Below are 22,773 nucleotides of genomic sequence, written 5' to 3' on the forward strand. Positions count from 1 at the left end.
ATATATAATATTATAAATATTTTTTTTTTAAAGGTGGGATCCTTAAATGTCAAAAATTGTAGTTCTGGGAGCTGGAATATCTGGGCACACCGCTTCGTGTTTTTTAAGAAAATATTTAAGTAAAGAACACCAAATTATTGTAGTATCCCCAACGAAAAAATATAATTGGATTCCCTCCAATGTATGGGTAGGGGTAGGTGATATGAAACCCGAACAGGTGTTATTTGATTTAGAGCCAATTTATAAAAAAGCAGGTATAGATTTTGTTAATGCAAAAGCAACCAAAATTTATCCAGAAGGGAACAAATATATTTCCTCCCCATTTGTGGTAGTAGAAGATATGAATTCTAAAGAAGAAAAAAATATTGAATATGATTATTTAATAAACGCAACTGGTCCAAAACTAAATTTTGATGCTACAGAAGGCTTAGGTCCTTCCAGGAACTCTCAGTCAATATGTTCTGCTTCACACGCTGTTCAAGCGTGGGAAAACCTTAGCTCTTTAATTAAAGATATGAAAAATGGAAAAAACAAAACCATCGTTATAGGAGTTGGACATGGAATGGCTACATGTCAGGGAGCAGCTTTCGAATACCTTTTTAATGTAGAATCAAAACTAAAAAGAGAAAAGGTTAGAGATAGAGCAAAAATAATTTACATGACCAATGAATACGAACTCGGTGATTTCGGAATGGGCGGTCTGCATTTGAAATATGGTGGTTATATTGCTCACAGCAAAACTTTTACAGAATCACTTTTTGCCGAAAGAGAGATTTTTTGGATTAAAAGGGCTCATCCACTAGAAGTTGGAAAAAATAAGATAAAATATGAAACCCTTGATGGCACATTCCACGAGCAAGAATTTGATTTCGCAATGTTAATACCACCTTTTGCTGGTGTAGGACTAAAAGCTTTTAATAAAAAGGAAGAAGATATAACCAGTTCTTTGTTTTTACCTAATGGATTTATGAAAGTAGATGGAAACTATAATCCTAAACCATATTCGGAATGGGATGCAGAAGATTGGCCCAAAACCCTTCAAAACCCAACATATAAAAATATTTTTGCAATAGGAATTGCCTTTGCACCACCTCATCCAATTAGCAAACCAATGCAAAGTCCTAATAAAACAACAATTTCTCCCACAGCTCCCAGAACTGGAATGCCTTCAGCAATGATGGGAAAGGCCGTAGCACAAAGTATATCCAACCTGTTAAAAGGAAAAGATAGGCCCCTACATACTGCAAGTATGGCAAAATTAGGTGCTGCATGTGTAGCCTCTACAGGAACTGGTCTTTTTTCTGGAACAGCCGTATCAATTATTGTCTATCCCATTGTTCCAGACTTCAAAAGGTTTCCTGAATATGGTAGAGACCTTAACTTTACCTTTGGTGATATAGGTCTAGCTGGGCACTGGATTAAACTTCTTTTACATTATGCCTTCATATACAAGGCAAAGCTAAACCCATTTTGGTATATAATCCCTGAATAGCGAGGTGTTTAAGATGGTAGAAAATAGAAAGCCTTATGAGCAAGCGTTTTTTGCATCAAAACCTTTATGGTTTACAAAATTCTTGAGAACTTTCTTCTTTTGGCAATTAATTAAATTTATGATTATCAACTTTAAAATGACCCTTATGCTGTTGAGATCACATAGAGGCTAAAGTACCGACATTACATCTCATTTAAAGCCTGTAAAATAATATCAAGGTCTTTAGAATATACTGTTTTCATATCCAGAAAATAATAGTCATTTAATACCCTGCCTACTATAGGGGTATTCCTTCTTGACAAAAAAGTTTCCACATCTTTTGTAGATAAAATGTTATGCTTAATACCAAGGCCTATAGTCTTAAAAGAACTTCTAGGGGTAGACCCTCCTCCTAATCTTCCCTCACTTTCAAGAACTTCTAAGGCAAGATTTTTGTTGTTAACGTTGTTCAGAATATATTTTGCATCTTGCATCATTTCGTTAATTGTTTTTGAAAGCATTCTATAAACAGGTATTTCTTCGTGCCTTTTTTCCAGATAAAGTCTTAATGTCCCCTCAAGCGCACATAAAGTCATTTTATCAACTCTCAGAACTCTCATTAGAGGATTTTTTCTAATTTTCTCAATTAGTTCATTTTTACCTAAAATTATTCCACATTGCCCTGCTCCTAGAAGCTTGTCTCCAGAAAAACTTACAATATCTACCCCTTTTTGAATGCTTTCCTGCACAGTCGGTTCGTAATTTAAGCCGTATTTTCTTAAATCAACTAGACAACCACTCCCTAAGTCTTCAAAAAGCAATAAGTTTTTTTTCTTTGCAAGAGATGATAATTCATCAATTTCTACGCTTTTAACAAATCCTTCCTGATAAAAATTGCTTTGATGAGCTTTCATAATTGCTCCCGTTAATTCGCTAATGTTGTTTTCATAATCTCTCAAATGAGTTTTATTAGTTGTTCCTACTTCCTTAAGAATTGCACCAGAAGAGGTTATAACATCTGGAATTCTGAAAGAACCTCCAATTTCTATAAGTTCAGATCTAGATATTAATACTTCTTTTCTATTAAGAAGAGTATTTAAAACTATATAAACAGCCGCAGCATTATTATTTACAACCGTTGCATCTTCAGAACCAGTAAGAGCCATAAGTATTTCTCTAATTAACGAATCTCTTCTTCCTCTTTTGTTATTGAAAAGATCGTATTCAAGATTAGAATAATTAGTAGCTATTTCTACCACTTCTTTAGCAACCAGATCACTTATAGGAGACCTGCCAAGATTGGTATGCACAATAATCCCTGTAGCATTAATAACCTTTCTTAAAACAGATTTATTAAAAAAATTTAACCTTATCTTTACATTTTCTATAATCTTATCTCTCTTAATTTCTTTACCGCTTTTAATATCTTCTCTTGCTCTTTCAACTTCTCTTTGACTGATCAATACACACAAGTCATGGGGGACATTAATATCGCTTTTTTTTATTTCCTCAAGAATATAGGATATAGAAGGAAGTTGAGAAAAATCCATCTTTTATCTACCTGAATAAATTATTAAATTTACATTCAAACCTAAAATTGCCCAATTTATTTTCAAAAATTATTTCTTCCTTCTGCAAAGGAGAAAATAAACTTTCAGAGAGATCAAAGAGATACAAACAACGAACGTCAATGTGTTTTTCGATAAAAAAATCCGAATCGAGTTTAGAAAGAAAATCTTTTAAGTTCATAGAAAGATCTCTATAATAAAATGTGCACAAATCAATATTTTCTAAAATATCCCTTAAGGAAAATAAATTCCTTGACATATTGTAAAAACTTACTTCCTTGACATCAAATTTTATTCCCTTTGAAATAAAAGTTTTTCCTGAACCAAAAAGTATTGAAAAAAAGGGCGAGACCTTTATACTTTCCAAATCATCATCAATACTTGAAAGCTGCAAAACCCTGTAATTTGGAAATCGTACAAAATTGTTATCTTTTACTCTAAATATTTCAAAAACTTCATGTATTACTGGAAAAGAGCCAATATTATTTCTAAAAGTAAATTCTAAAAAAGCCAAAATTCTACATCTCCCTCTAAATTATTACTAAATTTAATATTACTTTGAAATTATAACTAAAATCTATTTTCTTCTGAAGATCTTATAAGCTACCTTTTCCACAGCTATATATAAGACTGGAATTATAAACACACCTATAAAAGTACCAGTTAGCATGCCGCCTACTACAGAAGTACCCATAGCAATTCTTGCACCAGAACCTGCACCAGATGCAATTGCTAGGGGTAAACAACCAAAAATAAAAGCAAAAGAGGTCATAAGAATTGGCCTTAACCTTACCTTTGCAGCTTCTACAATAGCCTCAATCTGGCTCATTCCAGCCTCTTCTCTCAGCCTTGAAAACTGGATTATCAAAATTGCATTTTTGGCAGCAAGACCAATGAGCATTACAAGTCCAATTTGCATATACACGTTATTATTAAGATGCCTTATGTATTGGAAGAAAGTTGCACCAAACATCGCAGTGGGTACCGACAATATTACACTTATAGGAACAAACCAACTCTCATACAAAGCCGCAAGACACAAAAATGCAAAAATTAAAGATAAGGCAAAAAGAATAGGAGCTTTTTGGCCAGATTTTTGTTCCTCCAAGCTTAAATCTGCCCAATCATAAGAGAAAGTTGGAGGCAAAACTTTATGAGCCACCTCAACCAAAGCTTGCATAGCCTGACCTGAGCTATAGCCGGGAGCGGGATTGCCACCAATTTGAATTGCCCTATAATCATCAAATCTTTGTATTACCGATGGAGCATCTGTAAGTTTTGCAGTTGCAAGAGTACTTAAAGGTATCATTTTACCCTCGGAATTTCTCACATAAAAAAATTTTATATCATCGGGATTAGTCCTAAATTGAGGCAAGGCTTGCATGGTTACTTTATAAGTCTTTCCATACAGATTTATATCGTTAACCTCAAGACCTCCATAAAAAGTTTGCATTGTATTGAAAACATCAGTAAGAGGGATACCTAACTTTTTTACTTTGTCTCTATCAATGTTATAGGTATAGCCAGGCGTATTTGCATTAAACGTTGAATAAATTGTTCCAATTGCAGGCATCTTTTTTGCTTCATTAATAAATTCTTTAGAAATATTATCCATTTCTTGAAAACTTGCTTCTCCGCCTCTATCCTCAAGCATTATAGTAAAACCACCTCTTGTCCCAATTCCAGGTAAAGAGGAGGGCAGCAGTGGCAAAACTGTTGCATTAGGAAATTGTTGAGACTTAATAAATATTTGTCTTAAAATGCTTTGTGCAGATAACTGTTGTGTTGTTCTTTCATCCCAGGGTTTAAGTCTTATGAAAATAATTCCCGTACTTGAATCAGCAGCAAAAGTCAAAAAGTTTATGCCGTTGACACATGTAACAGCATAGACGCCGGGAATTTGTCTAATTACTTGACCTATCTCATTTATTTCATTAGAAGTGACGTTCAAACTTGTGCCTTCCGGCAGTGAAATTGCTGCAATAAGATAACCCTGATCCTCATCTGGAACAAAAGAAGTTGGAAGCTTGGAAACAATAAAAAATGTAACAGCAGTTAGTAGTAAAATAAATATCAAGCCCCATTTGGCTTTTCTTACCAATTTATAAACTATTTGAGAGTATTTAGAAATAATTTTTTCGAAGACCTCATTAAATTTGTCAAAAAACTTAGCAAGCAAGCCTTTGTGTTTGTTTGGATCGTAAGGTGTGAGTATCCTTGCACACAACGTAGGTGTAAGAGAAAGTGCTACAACAACAGAAAGTATCATTGAAACAGTTATAGTCAATGCAAATTGCTTATATAAAACTCCCATGGTTCCCCCAAAAAACGCAACAGGTATAAAAACAGAAGCCAAAACAAAAGCAATTGCCACTATTGCAGCAGAAACTTCTTTCATAGCTCTTTGTGCAGCTTCAAATGGAGTCATATTATCATATCTAATATGATGTTCAACCGCCTCAATAACAACAATTGCATCGTCAACTACTAAACCAATTGCCAAAACCATAGCAAAAAGTGTAAGTGTGTTTATAGAAAAGCCAAATACAAGAAATGTAGAGAAGGTACCTATCAACGATACTGGCACAGCAAGCATTGGAATAAGAGTCGCTTTCCAAGAATGCAAAAAGACAAAAATTACTACCATAACCAAAAGCAAAGCTTCAAATAAAGTTATTAAGACCTCTTTCAATGACTCTCTTATAAAAAGCGTATTGTCTACTATAATTTCATACTTCATATCAGGAGGAAAGTTTTTTGAAGCATTTTGTATAATTGCCTTACACTGATCTACAGTTTTCAAAGCATCTGCATCAGGAGTTAGCTGCACTCCAAAAGATGCCGCATTATACCCATTCATAGTTGAGTTATAAACATAGAATCTACCACCTAAGTTAACTCGAGCAATATCCCCCAACCTCACAATGGAACCATCAGGATTAGCTCTTACTATAATATTTTCAAATTCTTGAGGAGTACTTAATCTACCCTTTACCCTAGTAATATATTGAAACGTCTGATCAGCAGGTATTGGCATTTGACCTATAGTACCTGATGCTGCTTGAACGTTTTGCTCCTTTATTGCGTTATAAACGTCCGTTGTAGTTATACCTAATTGAGCCATTTTTTCGGGATTTAACCAAATTCTCATTCCAAAGGGCGATCCATACATCATTACCTGACCAACACCCTTTACCCTTTGTAATTGCTGAACTATATTGATATTCCCATAGTTCGCTAGAAAAGTAGAATCATATGTTCCTTTGGGAGAATAAAGCGAAAAAACAAGAGCATTTTGAGGTGTAACTTTCATTACATTGATTCCGTATTGAACTACTTCAGGCGGCAATAGGGGAGATGCCTGACCTACTCTATTTTGAGTTTGCACGGTAGCTATATCCGGGTCTTTACCAAGCTCGAATTGAACTTGCAAGGTATAACTCCCAGCATCAGTGCTTGTGGATAGCATAGAGACCATGCCCTCAACACCATTTACCTGGTCTTCCATCTGCTGTGCAACTGTTTGTTCTACTGTTTGAGCATTTGCAGCAGGATAACTTGCTATAACGTTAACCTGGGGGGGAGTAATTTGAGGATAAACTGCAATTGGCAAATTTACCATTGCAAGAAGCCCAACCAGAACTATTATTAACGAAACTACAATCGCAAAAATTGGGTTTTTAATAAAAAATTGTGCCATAAATTACTTTATACCCAAAGACTCAGGAGTAACCTCTATGACCTTAACAGTAGTTCCAGTAGGAGCCTTCTGGAACCCTTCAACAATAACGTTGTCGCCAGGCTTGAGTCCCTCTTCTACAACCCAGAGAGAGCCTATTCTCGGTCCCATTTTTACAGGGATCATTTGTGCCTTGTTATTACTGTCAACGATAGTGACAAAAGTTTTATCTAGAATTTGCTGAACTGCCATCTGTGGCACAAGAATAGCATTTTTCAAATGTCCCTCCAAAAGAACTACCTTGGCAAACATACCGGGAACAAGAATATTATCAGGATTTGGGAAAAGCGCTTTTATTGAAAGGGTACCTGTATTCTGAGTAAGTCCTCTATTTATTTCAGTTATTTTCCCAGGATACTTATAGGTTGTTCCATCAGAAAGCACAAGTTTAACATTTTTTCCTACATCGCTATTAATTGGATCAATGCCATTTTTAATCATATTTAGATAATCATTTTCGGAAATACTGAACAATACATACATCGGATCAGGTGATGACAAAGTACACAACACAGTCTGACCGGCAGTAACAAACGCGCCTAAGCTCAAATCATCTCCTACACCCAGCTTACCACTAAAAGGTGCAACAATTAACGTATCACTCAAATTATCTTCAGCCTGCTTCAGATTTGCTCTCATTGCTTCCACGATTTGATAATCTTGCTTGGCAATTGATGTGGCAGTATCTGAAGTCTGTTGAGGAACAGCATCCTGAGCAGCAAGAATTTTATATCTATCAGCATCAAGCTTTGCATTCTCATAATTTGCAATTGCCTGTGCCAACTGTGCTTTTGCCTGAAGAACAGCGGCTTCATAGGTTCTTTTATCAATTTGAAATAGAGGTTGACCTTTCTTAACTACTTCACCGCCCTTTATATACTTTGCAACTATATTACCGGAAACTTTGGCTCTGATTTGAACGTCGTTTACAGCTTCTACCTGCCCTACATAATCCTGATACACGTCAGTGTCCCTTACTATAACTTTCATTGCCTTAACTACTGGCATTTGGCTTACAGGTGTATTCCTCTTGTTGAGAAGGCTAAGGGTTAAGCCTAAAACTATAAGAATGCCAATAACCAAAGATGCTATTAAAACTTTTCTTTTAGAAATATTTTTTAACATATTTTTTAACATATCTAATCTAATCCAATTGCCTTATACAAAGCTGCCTTTGCAACCTGATAGTCGAATTTGGCTTGAGCATATTGAGTTTGAGAAGTTGAAAGTTGAGCCTCTGCATCCAACACCTCTGAAATAGTGTTTACACCTGCTTGATATCTAACTCTTGCTAATCTCAAGCTTTCCTCAGCTTCTGATACAGATTGAGCAATAGTATCAATTCTTTGTTTTGCAGACAAAAGGTTTAGAATTGCTTGTTTCACATCCAGCTTAACTTGATCGAAAATTTGTTTTTCATAGTCTTCTTGTGTTCTATACGCTATTATTGCCTGTTGGATTTGACTTCTAATAACGCCGCCATTATAAATTGGTATAGTCATCTCTACCACTGCACCCCAATCCTGATTATTGGGGAAAAAGTGATTATCTACCCATTCTTTATATGCGGTAACAGTAAAATCAGGAAGTCTTTTGGTCTTTGCTACCCATATAAGCTTCTTTGCAGCCTCTGCAGCAAACCTTGCAGCCCTAAGATCAGGTCTAAAAGAAACGGCCTTTGCTGTTAAATCGTCCACACTGCCAGTTATGTTAGGCACATCCTGATCCTTTGCTAGAATTAATTTTGTATTCATTGGATATCCTATAAGGTTATTTAAAGAAGAATAAGCTAGATCTCTTTGGTTTTTAGCATCAAGCAAATTTTGCTTTATTTGAGCTAAAGCTACCTGAACTCGTAATACATCTATTTTAGCCGCTGTTCCAGCATTATACATAGCTTGAGTAACCCTTAGTTGTTCTTCAATCTGCTTTAGATCTGCTTCTTGAGAGGCTACGTTGTCTTCTGCTTGCAAACATTGAAAGTAGGCTTTTGTAACCTGATATGTCAAATCTTGAACTGCACTTCTATAATTTTCCTCAGCTTCTCTTACGTTTAGCCACGCAGCAGATCTTTGTTCCCAAATTTTCCTCCAGACGTCAAACTCATATGTTAAAACAGCCCTATGATCATAAGTAGTTTTATAACCTGTCGGAACCTTGCCTATTCCTGGAACCATAATGGCAGGAGCACTTTTTAACTCAGTATAGGTTGATTGCCAATTTAGATGGGGAACAAGGTAACCAGACACTTCGTGCGCCTGCATCCTTGCATTTCCAATTTTTTCTCTATCCATTTTTAACAAAGGACTATAGTTTTTTGCAAGTTCTATTGCTTTGTCAAGTGTTAAGCTTAATTCTTGAGGATTAGTAGGTTTATATTCCAAAACTTCTTCTTTTGATTGTGCAACGCCAGGAAGAGATACGAAAACAAAAAATAAAACAAATAAAGTAAAATAAGTAATTTTTATTCTCATTTAATCAACCCCGAAGTCAAACCTGAAAAAATCATTTGCCATATTTCCTTCTTGTCCAATTTGATCTCTTCCCCTTTCAAGACTAAAGTTGTAAAAAATACAAGATTTCCCCATATAAACAGCGAAATCACCCTTTCATTAATTTCCCTAATTATATTTGCCTTTGTAAGATTTCTTACAATCTTATCTAGGTCTTCTATTATATACTTATCCCTCATGCTCCTTAGCTCACTATAGAAAGTCTTGTCACCAAGCGAAAGGCCATCCAAGACTAAACTGCCCAATTTACTTGCAAGCTCCCAGTTATCAAAATAATCATATACAAAAGCTCTCAGGCTCAGTATGCTCTTAAAATCTTTATCTGACCAAAGTATTTCTGACAATTTTCTAAAGGCATACTCTATAGTCGAGTAAAACAAATCTCTTTTGGAATTAAAGTACAGATATACTGTACCCTTCCCTATATCTGCTTCTTTAGCAATATCACTTATTCTGACTTGAGAATATCCTTTTTGGGAAAAATACTCAAGTGAAACTTTTAAGATTTTATCTTCTATACTCATATATCTCCATACTATGACCAATCAGTCAGTTTCTTAAATTTTAAACCACAAAAATTGTTTTGTAAATATCACGCATATTAAATTGTCAAAAAAATATTATATTTATATTATATTAACATAAATAAATACATTTCACACTAAATCTCAATTTGATTTTGAAATTCAAAAATTTTACAACAACATTAAACACATTAGCAAAAAGTTTATCACAAAAAATCAACGTTTAAAGCCCAAAAAAACTTTCATTTTGAAAAAACTTCCTTTAAATTTTAGTATAAACTACTTAAAATCTAGTCAATATATTTAATCTAAAATTAAAATATTTGACAGTATTTTGTAAATATTGTAATTTAAAAATATAGCCGAAGTGGCGAAACGGCAGACGCGCTACGTTCAGGGCGTAGTGAGGTATAACCTCGTGTGGGTTCAAATCCCACCTTCGGCACCATCAATAATAAAATATAAAATGAGGTAAAAATGACTATGGCTATACATATTAACGATGATGCAAAATCATATATTGCTAGAAATGGGAATACGATTTATTTTGACGACTATCCTACAATTGGAACTTGTGTAGGAGATATCAAATTTCCTCCATCTGTTAAAGTGGGTATACCAAGAGAACCATCAAAGTTTGAAGCTACAAAAATAGATGGGATAACTGTATATCTTCCTAAAGACGTTCAATACAATCGAAACTTGACGATTAAACTTAAAAAGTCATTAGGGAAATATCAGCTAGTAATTGACGGCTGGAAATACGTTTGACTTTTCAAATTTTTTGTTATATATTTTCTCTATCATCTATGCCGAGGTGGTGAAATTGGCAGACGCGCTGGACTCAAAATCCAGTATCCTCACGGATGTGTGGGTTCGAGTCCCACCCTCGGCACCATTTTTATGTAGTCCTTATTAACTCTTCGAATTCTTCCTCGGGCATAGGTTTTGCCAAGAGAAATCCTTGAACGTATTCGCACCCTAATTCTTCTAATATTTTTAGCTGATCTAAAGTCTCCACCCCTTCAGCAACAGTTTTTAAATTAAGCCTTTTGTTTAAGAATATAATACTCTCAACAATTGATTTTGCTCTTATATCCTTTTCTATATTGCTTAAAAATGATTTGTCAATTTTTAATGAGTCGAACTTAAGTTTGTAAAGATAATTAAATGAAGAAAAACCAGTACCAAAATCATCCAAATATATGAAAACACCTTCTCTGCTAAACTTCTTCAGTATAATTAAGCAGCGTTCAAAATCTTCAACAAACGTTCTTTCAACAAGTTCAACAGAAAACATCCCTCTGTGAATTCCATACTTTCTAATAGTATAAATTACATATCGCCTAAAACTTTCATCTTTAAAACTTCTTTCGGATAGGTTCACTGAAATTGGTATCATCTTTTTTTCTTTTTTCTCCCAATCTTTTAATTTACTACAAACGCTGTCAACCACAAACTTTTCAACATCCATTATTCGACCCATTTCTTCTAAAACAGGAATAAAATTCATAGGCAAAATTATCTGCCCATCGCTCTTCCACCTCAGCAAAGCTTCTGCTCCAACAATACTTTTATCCTTTATTGAAAATATAGGCTGATAATAAAGAATAAATTCTTTATTAATAATAGCTTTTTCTAATTTAGACTTTAGATCAAGTTTTATCCTTGCACTTTGTTCAAAATCCTTCTTATAAAATCCTATCCTTTTGTCTTTATTACTTTTAATACTGCCCAACCCAATATTAGCTCTTTCAACAAGAAGTTGTGCATTTTCACCATCATTTGGGAAAAAGCTAACTCCGAAGTTAAAAGATACTAAAATCTCTTTTTTCTTTGGGGTATCATAAGGTTTTTCAAGAACCAAATTAAGTTTTGAAATTATGTTCAAAACATCTTCTAAAGTTGCAATATCTTCTAACAGAATAACAAACATATCTGATTCTAATTTTCCTATTAGATCGTACTCTCTTATTGTTTTTCTAATTCTATTAGCTATCTCACACAAAATTAAATCCCCTGTATAAAATCCATAGGCTTGATTTATTGAAGAAAAACCAATCGGGTTTATTATGCATACGCTTGCGAGTTTTTTTTCATATTTTGCAATACTGAGAAATTCATCAGCATTTTCAATAAATTTGTTTCTGTTTAATAACCCCGTTAAGGGATCGTAATCCTTTAGCCTTTGCAAACTATCCTCAAGTGATTTTGCCTGTGTGATGTCTTTACCTACTGCTACATAAAACCTTACTTCGCCTCTAATCAAAAAAGGCGTAATTGTTGTATAACTGTAAATCTTTTCGCCATCTTTAGATCTGTAGACAAAAAAATCAGAAAACTTTTGTCCACTTCTAATAGTTCTATAAAATCTTCTCGCAAACCCCAGACTCTGAGATCTTGAAGATATGATTGAATGGTGCTTTCCTATAAGTTCATCCCTGGCATATCCAAATATTTTTTCGGTATTGTCGTTTACATAAACTATTTTAAAGTTCTTGTCTGTAATCATCACAAAATCGCTTCCAGAATTAAGAGCCGTAGAAGTCATAGCGTTAAATCTTTCCATTTCAATTTTACCTAAAGCAAAACTTATGTCGCTACCTATTTCATTTAAAAGCTTTATTATATCTGGAGTAAAAAAATCCTTTTTAGCAGAACAACAAACTATTGAACCAATAACTTTATTATTTTTAAAAATTGGTATTGCTGCACAGGCATTCAGAAAGATAAAACCTTTAAACCTTTCCTTAATTTCTTCAGTCTTTGATGAAGTTATTAAGTCATTATAATAAGAAATTTCTTTATTTTTTATTGAAAGAGCGCTAACAAAACCTTTTTCTATCAAAACATAAAACTCTTCTTTATAACTTTCTTCAATAAACTTTAAAAAGTCCCTATATTGAGTGCTAAAATCATCTTCTTGATAGTAGAAATTATAGAGTTTTAATTTATTCTCATCATCAATTACAGTAAAGTAAACAATTGAAAAACCAGCATCCTTTACCAATATTTCATTCATCATCTGATATAAATCCCTAATAGAGTCGGCTCTAACAATAAGTTGATTTATATCTGAAAGGGTCACATATAATCTTGTCAACTCTGATATCTTTTCTTGCTGGAGCTTTTCTTTGGTAATATCTCTTGAAAGTTCCACAAATCTATAAACTTTGTTATCAAAGAAAACTGGAATAAAAATAGTATCTAAGTAAAATACACTTTTATCTTTAGATTGCCTTACAACTTCGCACTCACATCTTTCTCCCTTAGAAATCTTATCAATCAGCTCGTTGTAAAGATTTTCTGGATAAAAATCAGAAATAAACATCGACAGTTTGTTTCCTATAATCTCATCTGCACTATAACCAGAAATTTTTTCAACAGCCTTATTTACGTGCAGGATTGTTCCAGTTTCATCCGCTATTAAAAACCATTCCGGAGATTCTTCCATCGCCTCACTAAGTAGCTTTATATTTCTCTCTTTATCAATTTTTTCTAGAGCAAAAGAAATGTCAACCTTTATTTCATCAAGAATTCCCATATATTCTTCGCTGAATAGATCTGGTGTCCTTGAGTATATTATCAATATAAATTCAACTTTATTACCTTTAAAAAGCGGAATAGAACAAGCAGAACGAATTCCAAATTTTTTATGATATATTGCCCATGGACTCATTAATTCAGATTTTAAAGTGTCAGAGATCAGAAAAATATTTCCTGATCTATAAGCATTGCCCACTGTTCCTCTACCTTCAGGAATTTTTTCATCAACCGAAATAGTAACCTTTTTAAAGTTGTCAACTAGGACTTCAGGGATATTCTTTGCAAAAAACTTCAATCTAAAAAGTTTGTTAGAATCTATATAACCAAGAAATGCGCCGGCGTAGCCGAGTTTATCGACTAATAAATCGCACAAAGCCTGAAGAAGTTCATCTTCTCTATCTATTTTTATAGCAAGCCTATTTATCTCTTTTATTGTGTATAAAATTGTATCAAGATTTTTCTCTTTCGATATTGGCTCTACTAGACCACTTATCTCAACAGATTTTTCATCTTTAGCCACAACTGTTATATTAAGTCTAAGCCATATATAATTTTCCTCACTAGTCTTAAAACGAAATTCATACTTGAGACTTTCTCCGGCACCCATGGATAAGATTTTCTCAATAAGTTCATCTCTATCATCTGGAAATATGTTTTCAACAAAAAGATTATTCTCAACTAATCTTTTGTCACTAAATCCACCTATAGCTTTGTCCTTAGAGTTATCAAAAAAATTTAAGCTATCTATTATTAGACTTCTATTTTTAAAGATAAATTTAGAAGTAAACAATACCCCCGAAAGATTATTGATAATGGATAAAATAATATTATTATCCATATTCGTTATTGAAGCTCAATACTTTTCCTCTATAAATCATTTTTATATTATTTACCAGAAGGAATCCTTGCTTCCAGTGATAATCTCTTTAAAAATTCTTCTATGCTCATTTGTCCTTCGTCTTTCATACCCCTTGTCCTAAGCGATATTAACTTTTCATCAAGTTCCTTTTTCCCTATCACCAATATATATGGAATCCTGTTTAACTCTGCATCCCTTATTCTGTACTTTAAGGTTTCGTTTCTTTTATCAACTTTAACCCTATAATCTTCTTTAGACAGCTTCTTTTCAACTTCAGAAGAATATTCTAAGAGTTCTGAGTCTTCCTTAACAGGAATAATTATTATTTGTATAGGAGAGAGCCAAGCTGGGAACACACCCGCATAGTTTTCTATTAGCGCACCAAGGAATCTTTCCATACTTCCAACTACCGTTCTGTGAATCATCACAGGCCTTTTTTTAGTACCATCCTTATCGGCATATTCAAGATTAAACCTCTCTGGAAGCGCAAAATCTACCTGAATAGTAGGACCAGTCCACTTTCGCCCAAGCGCATCTATTAGTTCTACTTGAATCTTTGGCCCGTAAAACGCACCATCTCCATCAATTATCTCGAATTCAATATTTTTTTGTTTAAGAGCACTAATCAATGAATTTGTTGCAAGATTCCACTGCTCATCTGTACCTATCGAGCCATCAGGTCTGGTACCCACAGAAACTACATATTTAAATCCAAAAAGCTCCATCATATCCTTTGCAAAGTTGAGAACCCCTATTATTTCATCCTGAAGCTGTTCATTCGTACAGAATATGTGAGCATCATCCTGAGTAAAACCTCTAACTCTCAAAAGGCCATGCAACGCTCCTGATCTCTCAAACCTATACACCGTTCCAAGTTCAAAAAATCTTATAGGCAAATCTCTATAGCTTCTAGTTTTAGAGTTGTATATCATCATATGACCAGGACAATTCATAGGCTTTACTGCATATTCCTGCCCATCATTTTCAAATATGTACATATTTTCTTTGTAAAAATCAAAATGCCCTGAAATCTTCCAGATCTTTAAATTCATCATATGAGGAGTATAAACTATCTCATAACCCCTTTTAACGTGTTCCTTCCTTAAATAGTCTTCAATAATAGTTCTAATAACTCCCCCATTGGGATGCCACAGGATAAGACCAGCTCCTACTTCATCAGCCATGCTATAAAGATCTAGTTCTTTACCTAATTTCCTGTGATCTCTTTTATATACTTCCTCCAACCAATTAAGATGATTTTTTAAGTCTTCTTCTGTCCAAAAAGCAGTTCCATATATTCTCTGGAGCATCTCCCTTTTTTCGTCACCCCTCCAATATGCTCCAGCTACATTTAGCAATTTAAAATGTTTTATCTGACCGGTAGAAGAAAGATGAGGTCCTCTACATAGATCTATAAAATTTCCCTGTTTGTATATGCACACGTCATCATCAGGAATATCTTTTATCAGCTCTAATTTATAATCTTCTTTAAGATCGGAAAATAATTTAATTGCATCTTCTTTCTTAAGACACATCTTTGTAATCTCAAGATCTCTTTGGGCTATTTCTTTCATCTTTTTTTCTATTATCTCAAGGTCTTCAGGCGTAAAGGGTTCTTTTCTATATATGTCATAATAAAAACCGTTTTCTATAGAGGGACCAATTGCAAGCTTTGTTTCAGGAAAAAGTTCTTTTACAGCTTGAGCCAAAAGGTGGGCTGCAGAATGTCTTAAAACATCCAAAGATTCTTTATCTTTATCGGTAACAGGTTTTAAAGATTCTCCTTCTCTATAGTCTCTGAAATCAACAAGTTTATCGTTGTCTAGATAACAAATAATTTGAGACATCAAGACCTCCAGATTGTATTATTGATAGATAATTAAATATACCACAAATTTAATTAAAAGTTTATTGCATGAGGATTTAAAGATATTGAAAAAAGCTGACTAATGGGGGCACTTTGAATGGTGGGCGGTGTAGGAATCGAACCTACGACCTCTTGCATGTCAAGCAAGCGTTCCAACCACTGAACTAACCGCCCTTCGAATATTGAAATATTATATCATAAAACAAAAAGAGTCAAGCTGATGATATTATAATATTATTTTCTCATTAAATAATTATTTACTGTATACTCTTTAAAATTTTCTCGTATGACTCGTTTCTTTTAGAAAATTTATTTGAATACATTGATATATCAGCTCTTTTAAAGATACTTTCAAATTCTTCTTCTCTTGCATTTCCAACAGAATAGCCCATACTAAAATACAAAGGAACACTAATTCTATCCTTTAAATCTAAGTAAACTGATTTAATTCTCTGTATCAAATTTTCCATCAAATTAATATTTGCATGAGGAATAAGTATTGCAAACTCATCTCCTCCTACCCTACAAACTATATCGCTCTTACGAAAAGCCTTCCTAAGTATCTTAGCTATTCCTTGCAATGCCTTATCTCCAGCATGATGACCCAAAGAATCGTTGATTAACTTCATACCGTCTACGTCAAATACAAATACGCCTATCGGGTCCATTCTCCCATCACTATACTTTTTTATTTCATTTTCAAAATAGTTTCTATTGTAAAGTCCCGTCAATTCATCGTGAAAACTTAAATATTTTAACTTTTCATTTTGTTGATATATATTTGACAAATCTTGAAAAACACAAAATCTATAAAAATTTTCATCAACTTTTACTAAATCCGAAATTAATAGAATATGCCTAAATTCATGATTTAATCTTTTTGTAAATACAAGAGAAATAGTATTTATCTTTTTTTCGAATTGTTCAATTAATCTTTTAATAATGTTATCGCCATCTTTACCAAAAAAACTATTATCCAGATTTATAGAATGATGTCCAAAAAAAGAAGAAAATTTTTTACTTTTTCCGATTATATTAAAACTTTCATCTATCACGCATATTACTAAGGAAGACAGATCAAAAAACACGCATTCTGAACTTTTAAGCGCTTTACATACTTTTTCCTGAATATCTTTCTCCACCTTTCTTCCTCTCCGAAATAAATAAAAGTTTTCACAAAAATATCATTTTGTTATAAGTTTGTCAAATATTATTATTAAGTTTATTAAATAAAAATTTATGAAACTCTTACAAAAAACTGCTGGTTATTTACAAATTCTACTCTTAGCAAATTTTCATCAAGTAGATAACTTATATATGCCAAAATAGAGAGTCTCATCAATACATTCGTAGCCATATCCTTTATTGTTATATTAAACTTATCGTATATAAGATTTAGGAGCTCTATTTCAGATACTTCTTTGAAACAAATGTCTAAAATAAACTCTAAAATTTGATTAATAATTCTTTCATTTTCATTAAGAACGTCAAGATAGTTTTCAAAAAGGTCACCATGCGAAGGTATTATTCCCTTGAATTTAGAATTTTTTAAGAAATTAAGAGTTTGTAAAGTTCCTTTTATGTCCGAGTTAAGTGGTATTTTGTGCTTAGCTAAAAATTCATAAGAGATAAAAGAGTCAGCAGAGAAAAGATAGTTTTCAAATAAAATACCAATTTGTCCAAATGAATGACCAGGCAGCTCAACAATTTCAAAATTTATGTTTTCAAAGCTTATCTTGCCGTGATCAACAATTTTGTCAACATTAATTTTCTTACCAAGAAAGAATTTTTGATGAAGGATTTTAGGAGGATTGGCGCCACAAAAAAGATATATGGGTTCCATCAATGGATATTCCAGTATAGATTTAGCAGGAAGAGTTGAAAGCACTTCAGTATTAAGATGTTTTACAAACCATGAAGCACCTCCAAAGTGATCGGCATGAGCGTGAGTAATAATTATTTTTTTGGGAATAATTTTCTCAGCGTCTAGTATTTTGAATGCTTTTTTTGCATTATCGTCATCAATTCCTGCATCAATCAATATAGCTTCCTTTTTTTCATTTAACAAAAAACCTATGTTTACATTGGATTTTATATACCCTAAGCGATCGTTTATATAAATTAATTGCATAACTACCTCCATTAAAAGATAAATAAAATATTAAGCAAATTATAACTTTGTTTTGATAAAATAAAAATATGAAAAACTTATTTGAAAGTGAAATTTCTTTGTCTCAAGCTATTCGTCCCAAAAACTTAGATGAATTCCTGGGACAAAGTCACCTATTAAGGAAAGATGGTACTATCTATAAAAGTATTGTAAACGCAAAATTAAGAAGTGTAATTTTATATGGACCACCCGGAGTAGGGAAAACTACCCTTGCAAAAATAATTGCCTCTTATTCAAAAGCTAATTTTGAAATCTTAAATGCAGTACTAAGTGGAGTACCAGAACTAAGAAAGATTATAGAAAAAGCAATAGATGACAAAAAAAGAGGCATAGAAACCTTACTTTTTGTGGACGAGGTTCACCGATGGAACAAAGCTCAACAAGATGCTCTGCTTCCTGTTTTAGAGGATAATACTATCAGATTCGTAGGAGCTACTGTCGAAAATCCTTTTTTCTATATAATTAAACCATTACTTTCAAGATCGCTGTTACTTACACTTCACCCTCTTAATAAAGAGGACCTTAGTAAGTTATTTGATAGAGCAATAAATTATTATAAGAGGTATAAAAATAAAGAAATTATTTTCGATATGCAAACAAAAGAATTAATAATCAACCTTGCACAAAAGGACGCAAGATATTTATTAAACATTATTGAACTAATCGTAGAATCTTCAGAAGAAGATACAATAAGGCTATCAAAAGATGCCTTAGATGGAATAATTGAAAAAAAGCTTTTGTTCGACAAATCTAGCGATCAACACTATGATACAATTTCTGCCTTTATAAAATCTATAAGGGGTAGCGATCCTGATGCTGCTATTTACTATCTTGCTTTGATGCTAAACTCAGGAGAAGATCCAAGGTTTATAGCTCGAAGGCTTATAATTCTTGCATCAGAAGATATAGGCATGGCCGATCCATATGCTATAACAATTGCTGTATCCACACTCGATGCAGTAAACTTTGTAGGTCTCCCAGAAGCAGAAATAAACCTTGCCCATGCCACAGTATATCTCGCGTGTGCGCCAAAAAGTAACACCGCATATATAGCGCTAAATAACGCAAAAAAATCCATTCAAGATGAAGAAATATTAAAAATACCAGAACACCTCAAAAATATTCATACAGAAGATTTAAAAAATAGATACCTTTATCCTCACGACTTTCCAGATCACTTTGTGAGACAAAGGTATCTATCCGAAAATAAGAAATTTTACTACCCTTCAGATGTAGGCTTTGAAAAGAAAATAAAAGAGAGAATACAAAAATTATGGGGCGATGAAAAATAGTTTATTTTTCAAAAACTGCTTTCATAACAACCAACTCTTTTTCTTTGTTTCCAGGTGTTATCTCATATTTACATGAGTTAATCCTATTTACACCATATTTCCATGCTGCTAAAAATTCATTTAACGTTTTAATTGGAAATTCATTTCCAGTCAATTTATAGTGCATTGGAACAATTTGTTTTGGATTAATCATATCTACAATCTTCAACACCTCATCTGGTCCAATTGTATAAAACCCACCTACAGGAATCAAAAGCAAATCAAGGCTTTCATATGGCTTCAAAGAACCCTTCGATGGAACTTCCCCTAAATCGCCCATGTGAGCAAGACTTACTCCGTCAGCAGTTATTTTAAAAGCAACTACCTTACCTCTCTCCTTACCTGCATTGTCGTCATGGTTAAATATATGACCTTCAATAGAAAGATCTTTGAATTCAAATTTGCCAGCATCCTTAAATACTTTCGGATTTCCTTTAACAACGTTAACCGCATTGTGATCAAAATGATCGTGAGATGTAAAAACTACATCAACTGGCACAGAAGGCAAAGGATATCCAACTTTTTCATTAAAGGGATCAAACATAAATCTTGTGCCAGCTTTTGTCTCACATACGAAACAGGAATGTCCAAAGTATTCAATTTTCATCTTTTAACCTCCCGAAAAAATAGAATTTTTTATTATTTTTCGTTTACAGATTTAACTACTTACTTAATTATTAAATATTATTTTAAATCAAAAATAAATTAAAATGATAGAATAACCTTGTTACTTATGCTTTCATTTTCACGTATTCTTTTGAAGAGGTGATAATAATGAAAATTTTGATTGCTGGAACTGGAGCTTTAGGAATGCTATTTGCAGCATATCTATCAGAAGAGCATGAAGTTCAGCTTTTTGGATTTAGTAAAAATGTAGACTTTATAAACAACAATGGAATAAAAGTTCTAACACCGCACGGCACAAAAAATTATAAAAACGTTAGAGCATTTAGCAACCCAAAATCAATTGAAAATGAAAAGTTTGATCTATTAATTACTGTCGTAAAATCTTTTGCCACAAAAGACTATTACGACGCTCTCGAAAGTGTAAGAACAAATATCTCTTATGCGCTTTCTTTTCAAAACGGTATAAAAAAGGAAGAAGAACTGATAAATTTTATAGGCAAAGATAGGGCCATCTCTTCAGCGTGTACCATAGGCGCAACTTTTACAGATAAAGGGGTTGTCAATTATACTTCTCCTGGCTCTATATGGCTTTCGTTATACGAAAAAACAAACTCATCCACAAAATTTCTTGAAGACTTATCTCAAACTTTTGCTGACATCAACTTCCCAGCAAACATTGAAAGTGACCCATACGGTCTTGTGTGGAACAAACTTGTATTTTACAGTGCAGGCGCAGCAGTAGGTTGTTTGACTTTGCTTCCATATCATATGATATGGAGTTCAAATAGCCTTTGTAAAGTCTTTCTGGATGCATTAAAGGAAGGAAAAGTTATTGCAGAAAGCGAAGGAATAAAACTTTTTGATATGAAAGGACTTGAAGTAATTAGTTTAACCACTTCACTTAGTGAAGACGAGGCCACAGAGATATTGAACGGTAAAGCGAAACAACTCGAAACAAAAAACTTAAAGGATTTAAGGGTATCGATGTCTGTTGACATTTTAAGACAAAAGAAAACAGAACTAGAATTTACTTTAGGAGAGCTCTATCACAGAGGAGTAAAAAATAAACTTATCACACCTGTAATTCACACATCATATCATGTGGTAAAGGGATTAGAAGAGCTTTATCTCAACAAAGAAAGAAATTTCTTGTATAAATACAGGTTAATATAAATGACATCAAGAACAAAGGAAAATAAATATATCAAAAGGATCATGTTTATCTTTTTACTATTGTTGATATCTTTAGTAAGTTACAACTTTTTACCACCTTTACAAGTACAAGCAGCCTACGCAGCTGACTCAAACGAAACAAACGTTTTAACGCTTGAAGATGCGCTCAAAATTGCAAAGGAAAACAACAAGACCCTTCAAGCACAATACTATCAGATGCAATCTGCAAAGGAAACGTATATCCAAGCATTAGGTTATAGATTGCCAAATATTACAGGATCTCTTAGCTACGAAAGGATTAGAGCAATGTCAACAAATAATGCATCTTATGGCTCAAAGGATAATTTTTCTTACTCCTTAGATGCAAATCAGCTTCTTTATGATTTTGGAGCAACAAATTCATACATTCAAAGCGCCTATCATTCATATAAGCAAAGCGAAAAACAATATCTTGACACATTGAGGCAAATAGAATACCAAGTAAAACAAAGCTATTTAAATGTCTTATCTGCTGAACAACTTTATGACACCGCGAAAGAAGGTTTAGATCTTGCTAATTTAATCTTAAAATATACTCAATCGGAATTTGATGTAGGTTTAGTTGCCAGATCAGACGTTCTCTCAGCAGAAGTTGAGGTTCAAAACGCAAAGATTTCGCTTTTAAATGCTAAAAATCAAATTAACGTAAGTCTTGCAAATTTAGCAAATGTATTAGGTTACGATCCTAGAAAAAGCTTTACAATATCCAAAACAGCATATGAAACTCCTCCTAAAGCTATAGCATCAAACTTTGCAGATCAGATTTTTTCTATTGCAATAAAAAATAGACCAGATATTGCGGCAGCTATAGAAGGTATTGATGCTGCAAGATATACCCTAAAAAATCTTAAAAGTTCTCTATATCCTAAAATTAATCTTGTTGGCGACTATTCAAGAAGCGACACCAAGTTTCCACCCGAAAATTATTCATGGTTTTACGGCATTACAGCAACAATAACTTTTTACAACGGCGGACAAAACCTTTCAAAAATCAGACAGGAACAGGATATTCTTAATTCTTTGATAAAAACAAAGGATAATTTGGAGGATTCTATAAAACTAGCCGTGTGGACAGATATCTTGAACCTAAACAACGCTTATTCTACATTTGAGCTTTCTGACGCAGCTGTAAAAAGCGCTCTTGAGAACCTAAGAGTAAACGAAGCTCAATATAGAGAGGGATTAAATTCTATAATTGATCTTACAACAGCTAGAAATAATTATATTTCAGCAAAAAATCAAAGAATTATAAATGAATACAATTACTACCTTAGTCTCGCTGCCCTTGAGAGAGACCTGGGTGTAAAATTTTTTAATATTGAAAATTACTAATCTTAGGAAACAAA

General features: G+C 33.3%; 16 protein-coding genes and 3 tRNA genes. 7 read left to right on the forward strand and 12 right to left on the reverse strand.

Going from position 1 to position 22,773, the window contains the following annotated elements; translation table 11 throughout:
* Positions 1 to 46: 46 nt before the first annotated feature.
* On the forward strand, positions 47 to 1,492 hold the full coding sequence (locus THENA_RS05720) for an NAD(P)/FAD-dependent oxidoreductase (protein ID WP_013756459.1): 1,446 nt from the start codon (positions 47 to 49) through the stop codon (positions 1,490 to 1,492).
* 182 nt (positions 1,493 to 1,674) lie between these two features.
* Here THENA_RS05720 and selA read toward each other — a convergent pair whose 3' ends face one another.
* From selA to THENA_RS05750, 6 genes are all read right to left on the reverse strand, one after another.
* Positions 1,675 to 3,021, reverse strand: a complete 1,347-nt coding sequence (selA, locus tag THENA_RS05725) for an L-seryl-tRNA(Sec) selenium transferase (protein ID WP_013756461.1) — start codon at positions 3,019 to 3,021, stop codon at positions 1,675 to 1,677.
* A 7-nt stretch (positions 3,022 to 3,028) separates the two neighbouring features.
* On the reverse strand, positions 3,029 to 3,553 hold the full coding sequence (locus THENA_RS05730; RefSeq protein ID WP_013756462.1) for a hypothetical protein: 525 nt from the start codon (positions 3,551 to 3,553) through the stop codon (positions 3,029 to 3,031).
* Between the two features lie 63 nt (positions 3,554 to 3,616).
* Positions 3,617 to 6,739 carry an efflux RND transporter permease subunit gene (locus THENA_RS05735; protein ID WP_013756463.1) on the reverse strand — a complete coding sequence of 1,041 codons (3,123 nt, stop codon included), beginning with the start codon at positions 6,737 to 6,739 and terminating at the stop codon, positions 3,617 to 3,619.
* 3 nt (positions 6,740 to 6,742) lie between these two features.
* Positions 6,743 to 7,915, reverse strand: coding sequence for an efflux RND transporter periplasmic adaptor subunit (locus THENA_RS05740; protein WP_013756464.1), 1,173 nt, complete (start codon positions 7,913 to 7,915; stop codon positions 6,743 to 6,745).
* A 2-nt stretch (positions 7,916 to 7,917) separates the two neighbouring features.
* Positions 7,918 to 9,252 carry a TolC family protein gene (locus tag THENA_RS05745; RefSeq protein ID WP_013756465.1) on the reverse strand — a complete coding sequence of 445 codons (1,335 nt, stop codon included), beginning with the start codon at positions 9,250 to 9,252 and terminating at the stop codon, positions 7,918 to 7,920.
* Positions 9,249 to 9,815, reverse strand: a complete 567-nt coding sequence (locus tag THENA_RS05750; RefSeq protein WP_013756466.1) for a TetR/AcrR family transcriptional regulator — start codon at positions 9,813 to 9,815, stop codon at positions 9,249 to 9,251. Before THENA_RS05750 ends, THENA_RS05745 begins: the two co-directional genes overlap by 4 nt.
* A gap of 361 nt (positions 9,816 to 10,176) precedes the next feature.
* Here THENA_RS05750 and THENA_RS05755 point away from each other — a divergent pair.
* The 3 genes from THENA_RS05755 (at position 10,177) to THENA_RS05765 (ending at position 10,713) form a co-directional block, all read left to right on the forward strand.
* Positions 10,177 to 10,263, forward strand: a tRNA-Leu gene (locus THENA_RS05755).
* Positions 10,264 to 10,292: 29 nt separating this feature from the next.
* On the forward strand, positions 10,293 to 10,586 hold the full coding sequence (locus THENA_RS05760) for a CC/Se motif family (seleno)protein (RefSeq protein ID WP_013756467.1): 294 nt from the start codon (positions 10,293 to 10,295) through the stop codon (positions 10,584 to 10,586).
* Between the two features lie 40 nt (positions 10,587 to 10,626).
* A tRNA-Leu gene (locus tag THENA_RS05765) sits at positions 10,627 to 10,713 on the forward strand.
* A 3-nt stretch (positions 10,714 to 10,716) separates the two neighbouring features.
* Here THENA_RS05765 and THENA_RS05770 read toward each other — a convergent pair.
* The 5 genes from THENA_RS05770 to THENA_RS05790 all read right to left on the reverse strand — a co-directional run bounded on the left by THENA_RS05770 (position 10,717) and on the right by THENA_RS05790 (position 18,218).
* Complete coding sequence (locus tag THENA_RS05770) at positions 10,717 to 14,199, reverse strand: EAL domain-containing protein (RefSeq protein ID WP_013756468.1); 3,483 nt, start codon at positions 14,197 to 14,199, stop codon at positions 10,717 to 10,719.
* Between the two features lie 47 nt (positions 14,200 to 14,246).
* A complete protein-coding gene (gene thrS / locus THENA_RS05775) occupies positions 14,247 to 16,067 on the reverse strand; it encodes a threonine--tRNA ligase (protein ID WP_013756469.1) in 1,821 nt (606 codons plus the stop codon).
* Between the two features lie 118 nt (positions 16,068 to 16,185).
* Positions 16,186 to 16,261 (reverse strand) — tRNA-Val (locus tag THENA_RS05780).
* A gap of 83 nt (positions 16,262 to 16,344) precedes the next feature.
* Positions 16,345 to 17,229, reverse strand: a complete 885-nt coding sequence (locus THENA_RS09670) for a GGDEF domain-containing protein (RefSeq protein ID WP_013756470.1) — start codon at positions 17,227 to 17,229, stop codon at positions 16,345 to 16,347.
* A gap of 95 nt (positions 17,230 to 17,324) precedes the next feature.
* Positions 17,325 to 18,218 (reverse strand): MBL fold metallo-hydrolase, encoded by an 894-nt coding sequence (locus tag THENA_RS05790; protein ID WP_013756471.1) that lies wholly within the window; start codon positions 18,216 to 18,218, stop codon positions 17,325 to 17,327.
* Positions 18,219 to 18,286: 68 nt separating this feature from the next.
* Here THENA_RS05790 and THENA_RS05795 point away from each other — a divergent pair, with 68 nt between their 5' ends.
* On the forward strand, positions 18,287 to 19,549 hold the full coding sequence (locus THENA_RS05795; RefSeq protein ID WP_013756472.1) for a replication-associated recombination protein A: 1,263 nt from the start codon (positions 18,287 to 18,289) through the stop codon (positions 19,547 to 19,549).
* Between the two features lies 1 nt (position 19,550).
* On the opposite strand, the gene THENA_RS05800 is transcribed toward THENA_RS05795, so the two are convergent.
* Positions 19,551 to 20,195, reverse strand: a complete 645-nt coding sequence (locus THENA_RS05800; protein WP_013756473.1) for an MBL fold metallo-hydrolase — start codon at positions 20,193 to 20,195, stop codon at positions 19,551 to 19,553.
* A gap of 167 nt (positions 20,196 to 20,362) precedes the next feature.
* Between THENA_RS05800 and THENA_RS05805 the strand changes: the two genes are divergently transcribed.
* A complete protein-coding gene (locus THENA_RS05805) occupies positions 20,363 to 21,388 on the forward strand; it encodes a ketopantoate reductase family protein (protein ID WP_013756474.1) in 1,026 nt (341 codons plus the stop codon).
* Positions 21,389 to 22,759: a TolC family protein gene (locus THENA_RS05810; protein ID WP_013756475.1), complete on the forward strand. Its 1,371-nt coding sequence runs from the start codon at positions 21,389 to 21,391 to the stop codon at positions 22,757 to 22,759.
* The last annotated feature ends 14 nt before the right edge of the window (positions 22,760 to 22,773 follow it).

It is taken from the genome of Thermodesulfobium narugense DSM 14796 (assembly GCF_000212395.1).
Lineage (GTDB): Bacteria > Thermodesulfobiota > Thermodesulfobiia > Thermodesulfobiales > Thermodesulfobiaceae > Thermodesulfobium > Thermodesulfobium narugense.

Excerpts from the sequence above, each read along its gene's own strand:
- THENA_RS05720 (WP_013756459.1), top strand. The coding sequence starts at position 47 with ATGTCAAAAATTGTAGTTCTGGGAGCTGGAATATCTGGGCACACCGCT.
- selA (WP_013756461.1), bottom strand. The coding sequence starts at position 3,021 with ATGGATTTTTCTCAACTTCCTTCTATATCCTATATTCTTGAGGAAATA.
- THENA_RS05735 (WP_013756463.1), bottom strand. The coding sequence starts at position 6,739 with ATGGCACAATTTTTTATTAAAAACCCAATTTTTGCGATTGTAGTTTCG.
- THENA_RS05740 (WP_013756464.1), bottom strand. The coding sequence starts at position 7,915 with ATGTTAAAAAATATGTTAAAAAATATTTCTAAAAGAAAAGTTTTAATA.
- THENA_RS05745 (WP_013756465.1), bottom strand. The coding sequence starts at position 9,252 with ATGAGAATAAAAATTACTTATTTTACTTTATTTGTTTTATTTTTTGTT.
- THENA_RS05750 (WP_013756466.1), bottom strand. The coding sequence starts at position 9,815 with ATGAGTATAGAAGATAAAATCTTAAAAGTTTCACTTGAGTATTTTTCC.
- THENA_RS05760 (WP_013756467.1), top strand. The coding sequence starts at position 10,293 with ATGACTATGGCTATACATATTAACGATGATGCAAAATCATATATTGCT.
- THENA_RS05770 (WP_013756468.1), bottom strand. The coding sequence starts at position 14,199 with ATGGATAATAATATTATTTTATCCATTATCAATAATCTTTCGGGGGTA.
- thrS (WP_013756469.1), bottom strand. The coding sequence starts at position 16,067 with ATGTCTCAAATTATTTGTTATCTAGACAACGATAAACTTGTTGATTTC.
- THENA_RS05790 (WP_013756471.1), bottom strand. The coding sequence starts at position 18,218 with ATGCAATTAATTTATATAAACGATCGCTTAGGGTATATAAAATCCAAT.
- THENA_RS05795 (WP_013756472.1), top strand. The coding sequence starts at position 18,287 with ATGAAAAACTTATTTGAAAGTGAAATTTCTTTGTCTCAAGCTATTCGT.
- THENA_RS05800 (WP_013756473.1), bottom strand. The coding sequence starts at position 20,195 with ATGAAAATTGAATACTTTGGACATTCCTGTTTCGTATGTGAGACAAAA.
- THENA_RS05805 (WP_013756474.1), top strand. The coding sequence starts at position 20,363 with ATGAAAATTTTGATTGCTGGAACTGGAGCTTTAGGAATGCTATTTGCA.
- THENA_RS05810 (WP_013756475.1), top strand. The coding sequence starts at position 21,389 with ATGACATCAAGAACAAAGGAAAATAAATATATCAAAAGGATCATGTTT.